Origin of the sequence: uncultured Psychrobacillus sp. (genome assembly GCF_938022135.1) — a bacterium.
GTDB lineage: Bacteria > Bacillota > Bacilli > Bacillales_A > Planococcaceae > Psychrobacillus.
Genome location: NZ_CALIED010000007.1, coordinates 1 through 14372 on the forward strand (window position 1 = coordinate 1; position 14372 = coordinate 14372).

11 protein-coding genes are annotated in these 14372 nt (G+C 38.0%); 10 read left to right on the plus strand and 1 reads right to left on the minus strand.

Annotation, left to right across the window (positions count from 1 at the left end):
• Positions 1-73: 73 nt before the first annotated feature.
• The gene (locus Q0371_RS00600) at positions 74-547 is read right to left on the minus strand and encodes a DinB family protein (protein ID WP_298466933.1); all 474 of its coding nucleotides are present in this window, start codon (positions 545-547) and stop codon (positions 74-76) included.
• Positions 548-1435: 888 nt separating this feature from the next.
• On the opposite strand from Q0371_RS00600, the gene Q0371_RS00605 reads away from it, so the two are divergent.
• The 10 genes from Q0371_RS00605 to Q0371_RS00650 all read left to right on the plus strand — a co-directional run bounded on the left by Q0371_RS00605 (position 1436) and on the right by Q0371_RS00650 (position 14368).
• Positions 1436-1729, plus strand: coding sequence for a WXG100 family type VII secretion target (locus Q0371_RS00605; RefSeq protein WP_169358737.1), 294 nt, complete (start codon positions 1436-1438; stop codon positions 1727-1729).
• A 116-nt stretch (positions 1730-1845) separates the two neighbouring features.
• Complete coding sequence (locus Q0371_RS00610; RefSeq protein WP_169358738.1) at positions 1846-2085, plus strand: EsaB/YukD family protein; 240 nt, start codon at positions 1846-1848, stop codon at positions 2083-2085.
• Positions 2086-2098: 13 nt separating this feature from the next.
• The gene (essB, locus tag Q0371_RS00615; protein WP_298466940.1) at positions 2099-3511 is read left to right on the plus strand and encodes a type VII secretion protein EssB; all 1413 of its coding nucleotides are present in this window, start codon (positions 2099-2101) and stop codon (positions 3509-3511) included.
• Positions 3512-3581: 70 nt separating this feature from the next.
• Positions 3582-8060, plus strand: a complete 4479-nt coding sequence (essC, locus tag Q0371_RS00620) for a type VII secretion protein EssC (protein ID WP_298466943.1) — start codon at positions 3582-3584, stop codon at positions 8058-8060.
• A complete protein-coding gene (gene esaA, locus Q0371_RS00625; protein ID WP_298466945.1) occupies positions 8057-10903 on the plus strand; it encodes a type VII secretion protein EsaA in 2847 nt (948 codons plus the stop codon). The genes essC and esaA overlap by 4 nt, the downstream gene beginning before the upstream one ends.
• A complete protein-coding gene (gene essA / locus Q0371_RS00630; protein WP_298466947.1) occupies positions 10893-11435 on the plus strand; it encodes a type VII secretion protein EssA in 543 nt (180 codons plus the stop codon). Before esaA ends, essA begins: the two co-directional genes overlap by 11 nt.
• A 2-nt stretch (positions 11436-11437) precedes the next feature.
• Positions 11438-11782: a DUF5082 family protein gene (locus Q0371_RS00635; protein WP_298467135.1), complete on the plus strand. Its 345-nt coding sequence runs from the start codon at positions 11438-11440 to the stop codon at positions 11780-11782.
• Between the two features lie 18 nt (positions 11783-11800).
• Positions 11801-12100, plus strand: a complete 300-nt coding sequence (locus Q0371_RS00640) for a YwqI/YxiC family protein (RefSeq protein ID WP_298466950.1) — start codon at positions 11801-11803, stop codon at positions 12098-12100.
• Entirely contained in the window at positions 12097-13581 is a 1485-nt protein-coding gene (locus tag Q0371_RS00645; protein ID WP_298466953.1) for an LXG domain-containing protein, read from the plus strand. The genes Q0371_RS00640 and Q0371_RS00645 overlap by 4 nt, the downstream gene beginning before the upstream one ends.
• Before the next feature lie 16 nt (positions 13582-13597).
• The gene (locus Q0371_RS00650; RefSeq protein WP_298466956.1) at positions 13598-14368 is read left to right on the plus strand and encodes a hypothetical protein; all 771 of its coding nucleotides are present in this window, start codon (positions 13598-13600) and stop codon (positions 14366-14368) included.
• Positions 14369-14372 lie beyond the last annotated feature (4 nt).

The following is a 14372-nucleotide window of genomic DNA, read 5'->3' on the forward strand; positions in this document are numbered from 1 at the left end:
TCAAGATGACTTTTATCCAATATACCTTTGGTATACGGTCCATGCGCCAAACCATAAAATACCTATTTTGAGCTTACTCAAACAATTGGATGTTCGGTTCTTTCTTTAGAACATGAACAATCATTGCGTGCAACTGCCCACGGTGATGAAACAGGTGAGCTTGAGTGTCTAATAGCCATTCATAACGTGAATGAACTACTCCAAAAAATGAAGCCGTTTCCTGTAGGAGCTCCTCTTCTCGTAATCCTGCTATGCCGTTTACTAGATAATTGTAATTGTTAATTAGAGCATCAGCTATTGCCTTCCGATTCATTTCCGGCTCCGCTTCCTCATAGAAACGGTCCATCTCCTCCTCCGAAGCTCCCGCTCCAATCAGATAGTCAGCTTTACATATAACTGACATATGCGATAGTAGCTCTCCAATCGACCATTTTCCTTCGGTTGGCTTAATATTCAAATCTTCATCGCTTAAAGTCTCTATCAACTTGATAATAGAGTTAACCGCCAAATCCATCTCACTAAAAACACCTTTACAGTAAACGTTCATACCGTATTCCCCTTTTGTGAAAAAAAACTTTCTACTCGCGTATTGTCGGATAACAATGTATTCAACAAAAAATTATATTATTCCTTCTGGATCATTACACCTTGTTATATCTTACTTATTTTGGTTGTAATTTTTATATTTTTTTGTGCGCAAAAATGTTTCGGATACTAAGTTTGTATGTTACAGGTGCCTGGCACCTGTAACATACTTGGCAAGCATCTGAATAAATAAAAATGGTATTTATAATGGTGTTTTGAATCTTTTCTGTAATGTTTTTGTAATGGAATGGAGAGTTGGAAGAAAATTTTGATGAAAGTTATTATGAGTTCAAGTATCTTCGAACTAAGATATTTGACAGATGCAATGTTACAAAAGATGGGTCAAAATAATTGGTTTATGTTAAAAGTGATAAATTATTGATATTTTAGTTTGAATAATAAATTATCTAGAGTAAAAATATATTATTAAATTTAAAATATTAAATTAACGGGACAAAAGTCTATGAGCGTTTAGTTCTAAGGTTATTTTTTGATTTTTTTGGATGCTTTGACTACTTAGTTTGAGAATGTTATTTATTATATTAGGCAATGGACTTAAACTCCTTTTAATCTCTAAAAAAAATATAAGGTAAGAGGTTTAGAGATTACCAAATAGGGGGATATGGCTATAGTAAATGGTTTTTTTAGTAAATTAAATAGTTAGAAGTATATTAAAAGTAAAAAATATCCATTAACAAATATTTTCTGTAAAATATTTGTAATGTATTTGGTAAAAGAAGTAAAGTGTATTGGAAGTATCTGTGAAGGAACGGCAAGTTCATCTTGTAGTTAGCTCTCACAGTTATTTTATAAATTCATCAAAATACTAAACAAAAGGGAGATGTATGAAATGTCAGGAATTATTCGCGTAACACCAGCTGAGTTGGATGCAATGGCATCACGTTACAGTCATGAGTCAAGTGAGGTTGCTTCTCAAATCGGTCGTTTGGACGGTATGATCGGTGAATTGCAATCTATGTGGGAAGGTGCTTCTAGTGCAGCCTTTGCTGAACAATATGAAAGACTTAAGCCACATTTCAATGATATGCGTGAGCTATTAAGCGAAGTTAGCGTACAGTTAAGCCGCACTGGTCAAGCTCTACAAGATGCAGATCAACAAATTGCAAGCCAAATCAGAGGGTAACTTGGAGTATTGTTCAGGATGTAATATATAGAGCGTCATTCCATATTGGAAGGCGCTTTTCCTTCATTTTCAACTATTTTAAGCAAGCTTACACTCTTTAGGAGAGGTGTTACATTTTGTATATAGAAATTACAGTTGACCTTTCAAAGTATAACGGGAAAGTTATTGACCTCCGACTATCTGATTACTACACGATGAAAAAGATGATTGATATTGCGTGGCAGGCTGCTTCCATTTCCAACCCAAAGCGTGAGGGTCATTGGATACGCGTGGTAAACAAGGATAAATTATTCCCTGGGCATTTAACAATGTCTGAATGCGGCATTACGACCGGCGATCGAATTGAAATCATTTGAAGGAGAAATGGACATGGCCCCTAAACAGAATGATATGAGCAAAACAAAAACCAAACTTAAAGATAGACCATATACATATTTGAAAAATCGTACGGGTGCGGAAATTAATGAGGAAGCCAATAAAACCACCTTTGTATTTCAAAAGGAAAGAGTTGCTTTTAAGCGTACCGAGGAAATAATCTTCCTAAAAGAAGTTAACCCAAAGATCTCTAAGGAGATTGTTATTACTGACGACGAATTAATTGTTCAAGCCGAGATTCCAAAAGACCATATGCGTTTTAGAGACATTCATCGAGAAGAAGAAAAATCTAGGTGGATGCTAGGTTATCAGCTAGTAGAAAAGGTTTGCTCTCACCCTTATCCCCGACTAAACCTAATAGTATGCCCGGAAAATATAATCTTTAGCAAGGCTTTGGATCCAATGTTTCTTTACTATGGTGTATTAGGAAGTTTACCTCCGTATGAAACAGATGAAGATAGGCTCTGGCTTGAAACAAAAGCAGTGGTAGCAGCAGCCATAGACAATTCATTCACCTTTGAAGAGTACTTAAAGTACTCCGAAATATTAGAGCTCAAGGAAGTTGGAGCTACCATCATGGGTATGAAGGATAGTCAAGCTCTATTGGACTATATTACAGAAAAAATGGAACAGCTTGAAATCGTAGAAATGGGCAATATCAAGCTACCAAGAAAGAAATGGAAGTGGACTAAATACTTAGCAATCGGACTTGGCATTCTAATTCTTCCTGCAATCATATTTACTATCATTTATTTTGTACATGAAAAGCCAAAGAACGAAGCTTATACACTTAGCCATGAATACTTTCTAGGACAAAATTATAGTCAGGTAGTGACCTTATTAGAACCTTATTCTGTAAAAGGGATGCCCTACATTGTTCTGTATGAGTTAGCGTACGCATCGGTGACTAATGAAAGATTAGACGAAGAACAAAAGAAAAATGTGTTATCTAATATAACCCTTCAAACAGATGCAGAGTACTTGAAATATTGGATTCACCTAGGTCGAGGTGAGGCAGAAGATGCTGTTGACATTGCAAGAGCGATGGAGGACGGAGAGCTAATTACCTTTGGGTTACTAAAAAGACGCGAGGAAGTTAAAGCAGACAAAGACCTTACTGGCGAAGAAATGCAAATTCTTCTGAATGAAATTGACCAAGAGGTAGAGGAATTTGAAAAGCTAATGCTAGAAGCTGAGGAAGCTGAAAAAGAGGCAGAGGAAGAAGCACAGAAAATAGAAAAAGAAAAAGAAGCAAAAAATGAAACAGCAGAACCGGAGGCAGCACCAGTACCAGAAACCGCACCAGCAGAAACACCAGCACCAGCGACTCCGGAAACACCAGCTGCAACCGAAGCACCACCAGCTGCACCAGAAACACCAGCAGCTGAAGAAAACGCAGCTAATTAATGTTAGAAACTACTCACTTATTATTTGGCTATTTTAATAAACTATCAGGGTACGAAAGAGGGTGTTCAGGTTGTTACAGCTATGGGTATTTTATGGAGAAGATTATCAACGATTAGAGATAAAACAAAGAGAGTTTACAACACTAACCATTGGCCCTGCTATAGAGCATGATGTGACCGTCCAAAGTTTCCCTTTTCTTTTTGGAGAAATAAGGATTGAAAATAAGGAAAATCAATTAGTCCTTCACGACGGGGCACAGGAATTGGGAGTGTTGACAGAAGAAAGTGGTCTTGCAATTGAGCAGAGAGATAAGATCTTAAAAGTGTTCGTATCTTCTTTACCGGTTCAGACAAAAACTTATTTTATCGATTATACAAACGAAGTGTCATTCGACTGTCATGAGGAACAAGCAACCTTTCATCGTACGAATATTATGTTCCCTGAAGTGGAGACTGGTCATTTCTCTTTCAATAAAATCAATGATGGCTGGATTATCAAAAAGGATTTTGCATGTCCTTTATATCTAAACGGAAAACGTTGCGGTACTAACCAAATTATTCAGCTCGGCGATGTACTACAATGGGCATTTATGGAGATTAAACTGGTTCAAAGAGATTTAATCGAAATAGTGACAAATAAGGAATATATAAGCACGCTACCTGAAATAGAATTACCTAAAACGGAAAGATATGCTATGTACCCTGAATATAGAAGAACACCTCGGATGATTTATGACTTACCAGAGGATAAAGTATCTATCTCCTTTCCTGCTCAGGAAAGTGATGCAGCAGGTCGAGGATTATTGATGACGATTGCACTACCGCTTGTCATGCTAATCGCTATTGGAACGATTACCATTTTTGTTCCACGAGGGGTATTTGTCATCATATCGATCACGATGTTCATGGCTGTCCTTGTTACATCTACGATTAATTTCTTTAAGGAACGTAAAAAGAGAAAAGAAAACGAAGCGAAGCGAAGAAGAGTTTATGCGGCCTATATGGCAAATTTACGAGAAGAGCTGGATGGCTTATCGGAAAAGCAAAAGTTTGTGCTCGAGTATCATTATCCATCCTTTGAAAAAATGAAGATAATGACAGAGGAGTTATCGGGACGAATTTGGGAGAAAAGTTTAGAAAGCCATGACTTTCTGCAATTTAGATTAGGCATTGGGGATGTCCCATCAAGCTATGAAATAAAGCTTAGCTCTGGGGATTTAGCAAACAGAGAAGTGGACGACCTACTTGAAGAAGCGCAAAGAATGGAAAAGGTATATCAAACCATCCAATCTGCACCAATAACAACCGATTTACATCAAGGTATTTTAGGATTGATCGGTAAGGAAAATGTGGTCAAACGGGAGCTTCAACAAATAATTGGACAGCTAGCCTTTGCTCATAGCTATCATGATATTCGTGTGATTAATATTTTTAATCACAAAGAATACAAGGATTATGAATGGATGAAGTGGCTCCCTCACTCCACACTTCCAAACATGCATGCGAAAGGCTTAATCCACAATGAGGAAACTCGTGATCAATTATTGTCCTCACTTTACGAAATAATTCGGGAAAGAGATGTGGATGAGATGAAAGGGAAAGTAAGATTTGCCCCTCATCTAGTATTTATCATTTCGGATACATCTTTAATAGCAGAGCACGTCATCATGGAATACTTAGAGAAAAAGAATACAAAAGAATTAGGATTCTCGGTAATTTTTGCTGAATCGGCTGAGGAACGGATGACGGAGAACGTTCATACACTCGTTCGATATGTAAATGATCGTGAAGGAGATATTTTAATAGAGGAAGGTAAGGCTGTAAACAGGCCCTTCTATTTGGATGACTACGACGCTACAACTAATGAGCGATTCTCTCGGATGTTGCGAACATTGAATCACCAAATAGGTATGAAAAATTCGATTCCGAATTCAGTTAGCTTTTTAGAAATGTTTGAGGTAAAAGATGTGGAAGATGTTCCAATTCAACAATATTGGAAAACAAATGAATCCGCTAAATCTCTTGCAGTTCCGATAGGGCTCAAAGGGAAAAAAGAGCTTGTTCATTTAAATCTACATGAAAAAGCACATGGCCCGCATGGATTACTGGCTGGTACAACTGGATCGGGGAAAAGTGAATTTCTCCAAACATATATTTTATCACTTGCGGTTCATTTTCATCCGCATGAGGTTGCGTTTTTACTTATCGATTATAAAGGAGGGGGAATGGCACAGCCGTTCAAGAAAATCCCTCATCTGTTAGGAACAATAACGAATATTGAAGGCAGTAAAAACTTTAGTATGCGTGCCTTAACATCTATCAATAGCGAGCTTAAACGTAGACAGCGCTTATTTGATCGGTATGAGGTTGCTCATATCGATGACTATACAACGCTGTATAAAAACGGTCTTTCTCTTGAACCACTTCCACATCTTTTTCTTATCTCTGATGAGTTCGCAGAGCTAAAGAGCGAGGAGCCAGAATTTATACGGGAGCTAGTAAGTACTGCTCGTATTGGACGTAGCTTAGGAGTACATCTAATCCTTGCTACTCAAAAACCTGGCGGAATCATCGATGAACAAATATGGAGTAATGCTCGCTTCCGAGTAGCGCTGAAGGTTCAGGATGCGAACGATAGTAAGGAAATCCTGAAAAATAGTGATGCAGCTTCCATTACCGTGACAGGTAGAGGATATTTGCAGGTAGGAAATAATGAGGTCTACGAGCTGTTCCAATCTGCTTGGAGTGGTGCGCCGTATATGGAAGAAACGCTAGAAGGAGAAGAGGACATTGCAATTGTCACTGATTTAGGGCTAGTTCCACTAACGGGCATTGAAACGAAGGTAAGTAAGAAAAAGAGTAAAATGACAGAAATTGAGGCAGTGACTGCTAAAATTGCTCAAACCCAAGAAGAAATGGCTATCCAAAAGCTCCAAAGTCCATGGCTGCCACCTTTGGCTTTAAGGATTACTCAGTCCAAGCATATAGAAGAAATGGAGGATGCCTTCTTACTTGGAATGATAGATGAACCAGAAAAACAGGCGCAAAATCCAATTTATTACGAATGGAAGAAGGACGGGAATGTAGGGATCTTTGGTTCCTCAGGTTATGGGAAATCTTATACATTATTAAGACTCTTACTAGGTATAGCAGACAATCTCAGCCCTGCCGAGGCCCACCTTTACATTTTAGATTATGGAAATGGATCTCTTCTTCCTATGAGGCAGCTGCCACATACAGCTGATTACTTTACGATGGATGAGGAGTTAAAACGAGATAAGCTTATAAAGCTAATAAAGGATGAGATATCCAACAGAAAGATAGCCTTCCAATTGGCAGAAGTGAGTAATATCCATATGTACAATAAAGTATCAGAATCTCCATTACCTCTTATTTACATAGTAGTGGATAACTATGATATTGTGCGTGAGGAAATGGAAGAGCTAGAGGCACAGCTCATCCAGTTTGGTCGAGATGGACAATCATTAGGTATTCATCTGCTTGTATCTGCAACAAGAGTACAGTCCATTAGACAATCACTCATGAACAATTTAAAAACTAAAATAGTCCATTATTTAATGGATAGCACAGAGTCGTATGGCGTCATTGGAAGAGTTCCATTTGACTTAGAGCCTTTCCCAGGAAGAGCGATTATTAAAAAAGAAGAAGCAAAGTTTGCACAATTATTCCTCCCAGCACATGGAGTAGACGATTTCGAAATTTTAGAATCTATTAAGTCAAAAGTGCAAGCATTGAAGAGTGCTTATGCAGATATGCCTGCACCAAAGCCAATTCCAATGCTGCCGCTTGAGTTAAACAGCGACAACTTCCAAAACTATTTAGAGGATGACGTAATGCCTGGAATAGTACAGCTTGGCTTAGATGAAGAAACAGTTAGAACGATTCCGATTAACTTTAATAAAAATCGTCATCTAATGCTGATTGGTCCGGTTCAAAGAGGTAAAACGAATACGATTAAGTGGTTATTACATCAATTATTAGAAATGGAGAATGGCTTTATTGCTATCTTTGATTCATTTGATCGAGGTCTTGCAGCATTCTCAGACGAACCAAAAGTAGACTACTTAGAAACGAAAGATCGATTGGTAGATTGGATTACCAACGTGGAGCAACATTATGTAGAAGTGGAAAGTAGCTATCTAGAAAGCTTGCAAAACGGACAATCACCAACAATCGTCCCTGCCTATTTCATCATTGATGGCTATACGAGATTTTTACAGCTCGCAGATGTAGGCATTCAGGATCGTCTATCTAAGCTAATGAAAAAATATACTCATCTAGGCTTTAATGTGATTATATCGGCTAACAACTCAGAAATTACAAAAGGCTTCGATGCATTTACGAATGAATTGAAGCTCGTAAGACAAGGATTAGTATTTATGAAAAAATCAGAGCAAACGCTTTATACAGTACCTTATGAAAGAAAAGAGGCAGAACTGCCTTTAGGCTATGCGCATTACGTATTCAATGGAAACGCCACAAAGGTGTTAATTCCGTTATGTAAGATGGAGAGGAAGATCACCCAATGAAAAATTTAAAGGGAACGGGATTATGGAAAATAGTTGCTGGGATTGTTCTAATATTAGCTCTCCCTATTTTGTTCTTTCAGCTGATGGGGGTCAGCATATTAGATTTAGATAATCCAAATAAAAGAGTTATTGCCATTGTTAATGAGGATCAAGGGATTACAAAAGGTCAGGAAAGTATTGACATGGGGGTAGAGGTAGTGACGATACTAGCTACCGATTCACCATATGAATGGAAGGTAGTCGGCCGAGGGGCAGCTGAAAATGGGTTGAAGTCAAATCAGTATGAGGCAATCGTTTATATCCCTTCTAACTTTTCTTCCAATGTAATGTCTTATGATCAGCAAAATCCGGAAAGAGCAGAATTCTCTTATAAGGTGCATTCACAAAAGGCTGGGCTACGAAAAGAGAGAGTGCTGCATGAGATCGAGTCAGCTACCAATCGTGTAAATGAAAAGGTGTCTACTCTTTATTGGACATACGTAGCACAGGAAATGGATCATATTAAAAAGGAATTTGCGAATATATTAGGTAAGGAAACTGAGTTTCTATCGACGATGTCAGCTTACTATAAGCCGGAATCTGAAACACTTGCTGAAGAAATGAAACGACAAAAGGAACAGATGGCTGGATTACTTTCAACAATGAGTTCAGCTAATAATTCTCACGCTGCAAGGATTGAAAATGCGGAAACTTTCGGAAACCAAATGACTGGATTTATCAGCTACGTCCAGCAATATAAAACGTTCCAGGATAGTCAAAAAGAAATTTTAAGACAAGTCCAAGATGACAGTCTTGCAAAGATAAAGGTTGCTGCCGCTTCTCAAGCAGAGCATTTCAATAAAACCGTTCAGCAGCTAGAAGATAGCAACGAAAAGTTAAATGATGAAATTTACAAAGTGAACAACATTATAGATGCCAACCAGGAGAAGTTCAATGCATTGTCTGAGCTCCGAAAAAGTGAGGTAGATCGCCAGCTTAATGACTTACTTGTCGTTCAAAAAACTGCAATCGATCGCTACAACTACTCGGTGCTTGCAAGCTTAGAAAAAGGAATTGAGGCAAGAAAGAACGGTACTGCTGTACTAGGGATAATGGATGTTGGAACTGATCCACAGCAACTAGTTCCAATCGGTACAGAAATGGAACAAAAGGCTGCAGCAAAAACAGGGACACTTCTTCCTACTTTAGAGGAGGAGCGTACAAAGGTTAATGAAATCCTTACAGCTCTACAGTCTTTAAAAACAAAAATAGCTGAAACAGATCCAGAGTCTACATTGTTAACTGATTTGGATCAGCTACAAGGTGAATTGACAAATGTCACCGCGCTTATTTCTCAAAAAGAAAACGTGTGGAGCAGTTCCAATCAAGAAGGAACAAATGATTATGCTACTGCTGCTAAGGAATATACAAGTCTTTTAACAGATTATCAGGCCGTTTACAGGGAATATCAATCCGTGCAACAAATTATAGACACCTACCCGGCTGATACGGTAAGGATAGGGTTAGAGATTAGTCAAAAAGAAGAATCATTATTGACTCATGCTAATCTAACAGCCGAACAGAAAACTAGATTACAAGAATTGTTTAGTAAAAGAGTTACCAATACAGAGCTAAGCTCTTTATTGTCCTATTATGCAACTTTAGAGCAGTTTGAGTATACGTTGAATGAAGGAGGGGAAAGCACCAACAAGGATGCCCTGCTAGAAGACGAAATTTTAACAGCCTTACTTAAAAATGTAGTTGATGTTAATGAATTAGAATTAGAAGGCTGGACTGCAGTAGAAGAAAGTATACCGGAAACTCAATTAGGAATGACCGATTTGAGTACAACCTTTGCTGCTATTATGTCCGGTCAAAGAGAAACAGTGGAAGGGCAGCATTTATCCTTACTAAATGACTTAGATACGATTGATAAGCAGGCGAATGTATTGCTGCAGCAAATTCAAAACCCAGCTACTATGTTAGGTGCAGAACCTCAGCAAACAGTAGGTGAGGGAGAAGTTGCATCCAGTCAACAAAATGTAAGTAATCAGCTAGTTTCTCTTAGTCAAATGATGAATACGTTATCGGACCGTCAGAATAACTTGGTAAATTACGCAAATGAATTGCACGCAAAAGCAGATAACATTAAAACTACATCTGATGAGTTTAGTAACAAATGGGAGACAAACGTGGATGCTATGTCTGATTTTGATGGAGACATACAAAGCTTCCTAGCAAACACTTATGTAGATGGACAGGAAAATGGTTATGCATTTAACCATTTTGTGAATCCACTAGGAGTAAAAGGAGCAGCTGCTGTCTCAGAGGAAGGACAAAAGGTTCCACCAGTTATCTTATTTATCGTTCTACTGATTAGTAGTCTACTAATAGGTTACTTTACGTATCAATTAAAGGATGGGGCAGTTGGACTTCGTATAGCAATGACAATCATCTTATCTCTTTTAGTTGGGATTATTATTAGCCTATACAGTATTAATATGTACATCTTAAATGACGATCGTGCCATTCAATGGACGATATTTACGGTGCTATTACTATTAGCAAGTGCATCCATTGTTCGCGCGGCATTAGAGTTTGGGCAGGCAGCCGGGTGGCTAGCTGGAATAGTACTTATGTGTATTTACATTATTCCATTGCTGATTTTAGCGGTGCCAGATGTGAACGTACCTGATATTTTATCCAACGTGTATCTTTCAATAAAATATGAGGCGGAGACAAACTTTACGATAGGAGTAATCATTACAGGCGTTATAGCAATCATAATGCTAGTAGTATCCTATTTTGTAAGCAAAAACAATGGCCAAAACGCTACGACAGTAGATGAAGCGTATGAAGGCTAAAAAGGTCATTTTAGTTGTCCTCTGTACAGCGCTACTCTGTTTTCCTAAAAGTGGAGTAGTGCTAGCAGATGAAAATAAAACAATCGATGAATTAGAGCCTTTGTTATATGAAAAGCTAGAATTTAAGAAAAATACCGATTATCTACATGATGTGAAGAAAACAGAAATGAAAAACACGATTCCTATTAAGCAGTTTGATATTTATTTTGACGGTAGGAAGAAGCTGCCTAATCGTACTGACTCATCCTTCCTTTTTCAGAGTGATGAAAGAGGTGAGAATAGTACGGTGGCAGCACGCTCCTTAGAATTAAAGCTTTTCACTTCTGGGGAGTTGGAGACGAAAACGCAAGGGAACCTCTCACAGCAACAGCAAGAAGGTAGTTCAAATGGGAACCTTCTGACTCTTGTTTTCCTATTGATTATAGCCAGTGGAATTATTATTCTCTTTGTTGTATTTTTGCCAAAGCTTGCACAAACGTCAAACGGTACTCCAAAAAAGAAGAAGGGTATAAGGGAGGGTGAATTAATTTGATTATGTATTGGTATATGAAGCTAGCAGAAGTTAAAGCGAAGATAGCTAGGTTAAATGCGTGTCAAGCTTCTCTCACAGGGAAGCAGGGAGAATTTCAGTCCAATGAGCCTAAATGTATGGAACCGGAGCTTACTCCAACTACTTGGTATGGAACACTAGCGACAGCATTTGATGAGATTCGTGAATCAGGAATACATCAACCTTATTTAGAAATTATAGGAACTCAATTTAGTGCTGTATTTGATGCAATTGCCGCAAAAATTGAGGAGCTTCAAGCAGAGATAGTTAGTATCCAAGCGACTATTGATCGGCTTTTAGCGGAGGAAGCGGCTAACAATATGAAATAATAGCGGGGGTGTATGTATATGTCAGAGGAAATAAAAATTGTTTATGCCGATGTAGAGAACCAATTAGAGCAAATGACAGCCTCCAATGAAGCGTTAAATCCTACAAAAGAGGCGCCAATTGAAGGAAATGTGCTAGACGTGGCTAATAAGTTAAATGAGCTCTCCATAAATCTAGAAACTTTGTTAATTAAATATCAACAGCTATTAGGAGAAAATATCCTTACAACTAAAGATTCAGTTGCATTTATGAAAGAGACAGATGAAAACATTTCAACAGGTATAAATGGGTCAGGTGGCCATAGGATGATGGCTCAATGAAGGTATTGGATGTAGATTTACTTCAGACAGGAATAAAAAATAACGTGGATATGTTGACGCGTTTAGAGGAAGAAATGAAGGTAATTGAAACTTCTATAACTGGTTTAGTGGAGTTGGATCACTCATTAACCGGGGAGGGGGGAGCGGCTATCCGATTATTTTACAACGATTGCCATCTCCCTTTCCATAAATTCTTTTTAGATTTTAATCAAGATTTCAAAACAAAGCTAAACCAAATAAAATCTGCTCTGGATTCGTTGGAGCCCGATTACGCTGGTCATATTCAAGAGAGCTTTCTGGAAGGAGAGGTTGAAGAAGGACTGGTCGTAATATCTAACACTACTAGTAATTTAACTGAGGAGTCAAACGCCATAATGGATGGGGTTGCTGATATAGTGGCATTGCCTCATTTAGATGATAGTGAAGTACAGCAAGGTGTAACGGACTCTCGTAAAAAGAAGGATCTTACTGTTGAAAACTTACATGAGTTTGATTCGACTCAAACCTCATCACTTTCTTCTGTAGAGTCTAACTTGAAAACACTTGATACGTGGCTACATGAAATGGAAGGACTGATGAAGTCAGGTCTTTCCGATATAAATTTTCCAGCTGAGGAATGGGCTCAGTATACTGCTACTGATCAGATTCTTAGTGATATGTCTACGAGTGTAAATGATCCAGGCTCTGTAGCGGATAAAGATGCTTCTGGTGAAGCTGGTAAAGTCTCAGAAGATAGTGATTTTGATAAATTTAATGACTCTCTCGGTTACTATGGTAATGCTAATACTATCGCGAAGGATGCTAAATCAGGGTTTCTTATGTGGATGGCTACTAGGAATGGGGAACTATCTTCTGATCTAAGATTTTATGTTCCTCAAAAAGGAAGCACTTCTTATCGAATTTATGCTAGTCCACTAGCCATGGGAGTATTGGGCTTTCCAAACGAGAGTGGTGGGATGTTAAAATATGCTGGAAGGAAGCCAGGGCAGTCTGGTTGGTCACCGCAAGGAGAAATGGTGTTAGAGAAACATCCTCATCTTAGATATTGGGGAGAGAATACTACTTTAGGGGAAAAGGGTAAAACTATTGGTTCCGCCACTCTGAGAGGTGCAGGAGAAGGTTTTAAGGATGTCTTCGATTTAAGAGGAATTGCACAAAATGGGTTAGTAAGAGGAGCCACTAAAGCTGTTGCACCGATCACTGCTGGATTAAGCTACTATGATAATTATAGTACTGCCAAGGAGAATGGATCGAGTGATGGAGCAGCACATGTAAGAGCAGTTGGAGAAACTGCTGCCGATGTGGCAATCGGTAGTGCCATTCAAGTAGGCTTAACTGCAGCTGGCACTGCGTTAATACCAATACCAGGACTAGGGACATTTTTAGGGGCAGCCGCAGGCGTAGGTGTCAATATGTTACTAAATGCAAAAGGTAAAGACGACGAATCCGTAATGGATAAATTAAAAGGTTTGTTCCGGTAAGAAAGAGGAGAGACATTTGGTAAGTAAGTTGAAGGAAGAAGACTTTGAGGTTTTAAGAATACCTTTAGAGTCTGGAAGACAAGGCCCATCACAATTGGCAACCGCCTTAATATTAGGGGCAATATTCATGCCTATGATTTATGCATTAGAATACTACGTGGCAGCTTACGATTCTATTTTCCCGTATAAAGAGAAAATTTTAGAGGTGCACTTTTGGTTTACTAGTGTATTAGTTATTCTCTCAATTATTTATGCTATTCCATTCATATATCGTAGAAGCCAAAAAGTCCAATATTTATTGACCATATTAGTCTCTCAAAATCTTTTTACTTTTCCTTTATTTATTTGTGCGTTATTTTTTATAGGAAAAGAAGGAGAAGGGATGAAGGCAACTCCTGAGTCTCTTCTAAATTTTACATATATTTTATTATTTATTGGTTTACTTGTTTTTCTCTTAACATTTGTTCGATTTTATACTTTGTTACGAAAAGGACAATATAGAAAAGGTTCTAGTAAGGAGCTCCTTCGGATAAAATTTGAAAAAAAATCGTTGTTACCTACAGCTATAATAGTTGGAATTGGATTAGTATTGGTTCTTCAATATATTATTAGAAATTCTGCTATTAACGATTTCAATATGTACGGAGTAATTCTTATTGGCATAACCCTTTTTTATGTCATGCTATTTATTTTACCGGAGCAGCTAGTAATCTTATATTGTAAAATGCGGTTTAAAAGCTTTAATTTTAATGAAAGTGGTTACTTGAATAGTTTGGAATCTGAATAGAGAA

Bases quoted from the DNA above. Each gene is read 5' to 3' on its own strand.
- Q0371_RS00600 (WP_298466933.1), bottom strand. From the start codon at position 547: ATGAACGTTTACTGTAAAGGTGTTTTTAGTGAGATGGATTTGGCGGTT.
- Q0371_RS00605 (WP_169358737.1), top strand. From the start codon at position 1,436: ATGTCAGGAATTATTCGCGTAACACCAGCTGAGTTGGATGCAATGGCA.
- essB (WP_298466940.1), top strand. From the start codon at position 2,099: ATGGCCCCTAAACAGAATGATATGAGCAAAACAAAAACCAAACTTAAA.
- esaA (WP_298466945.1), top strand. From the start codon at position 8,057: ATGAAAAATTTAAAGGGAACGGGATTATGGAAAATAGTTGCTGGGATT.
- essA (WP_298466947.1), top strand. From the start codon at position 10,893: ATGAAGGCTAAAAAGGTCATTTTAGTTGTCCTCTGTACAGCGCTACTC.
- Q0371_RS00635 (WP_298467135.1), top strand. From the start codon at position 11,438: ATGTATTGGTATATGAAGCTAGCAGAAGTTAAAGCGAAGATAGCTAGG.
- Q0371_RS00640 (WP_298466950.1), top strand. From the start codon at position 11,801: ATGTCAGAGGAAATAAAAATTGTTTATGCCGATGTAGAGAACCAATTA.
- Q0371_RS00645 (WP_298466953.1), top strand. From the start codon at position 12,097: ATGAAGGTATTGGATGTAGATTTACTTCAGACAGGAATAAAAAATAAC.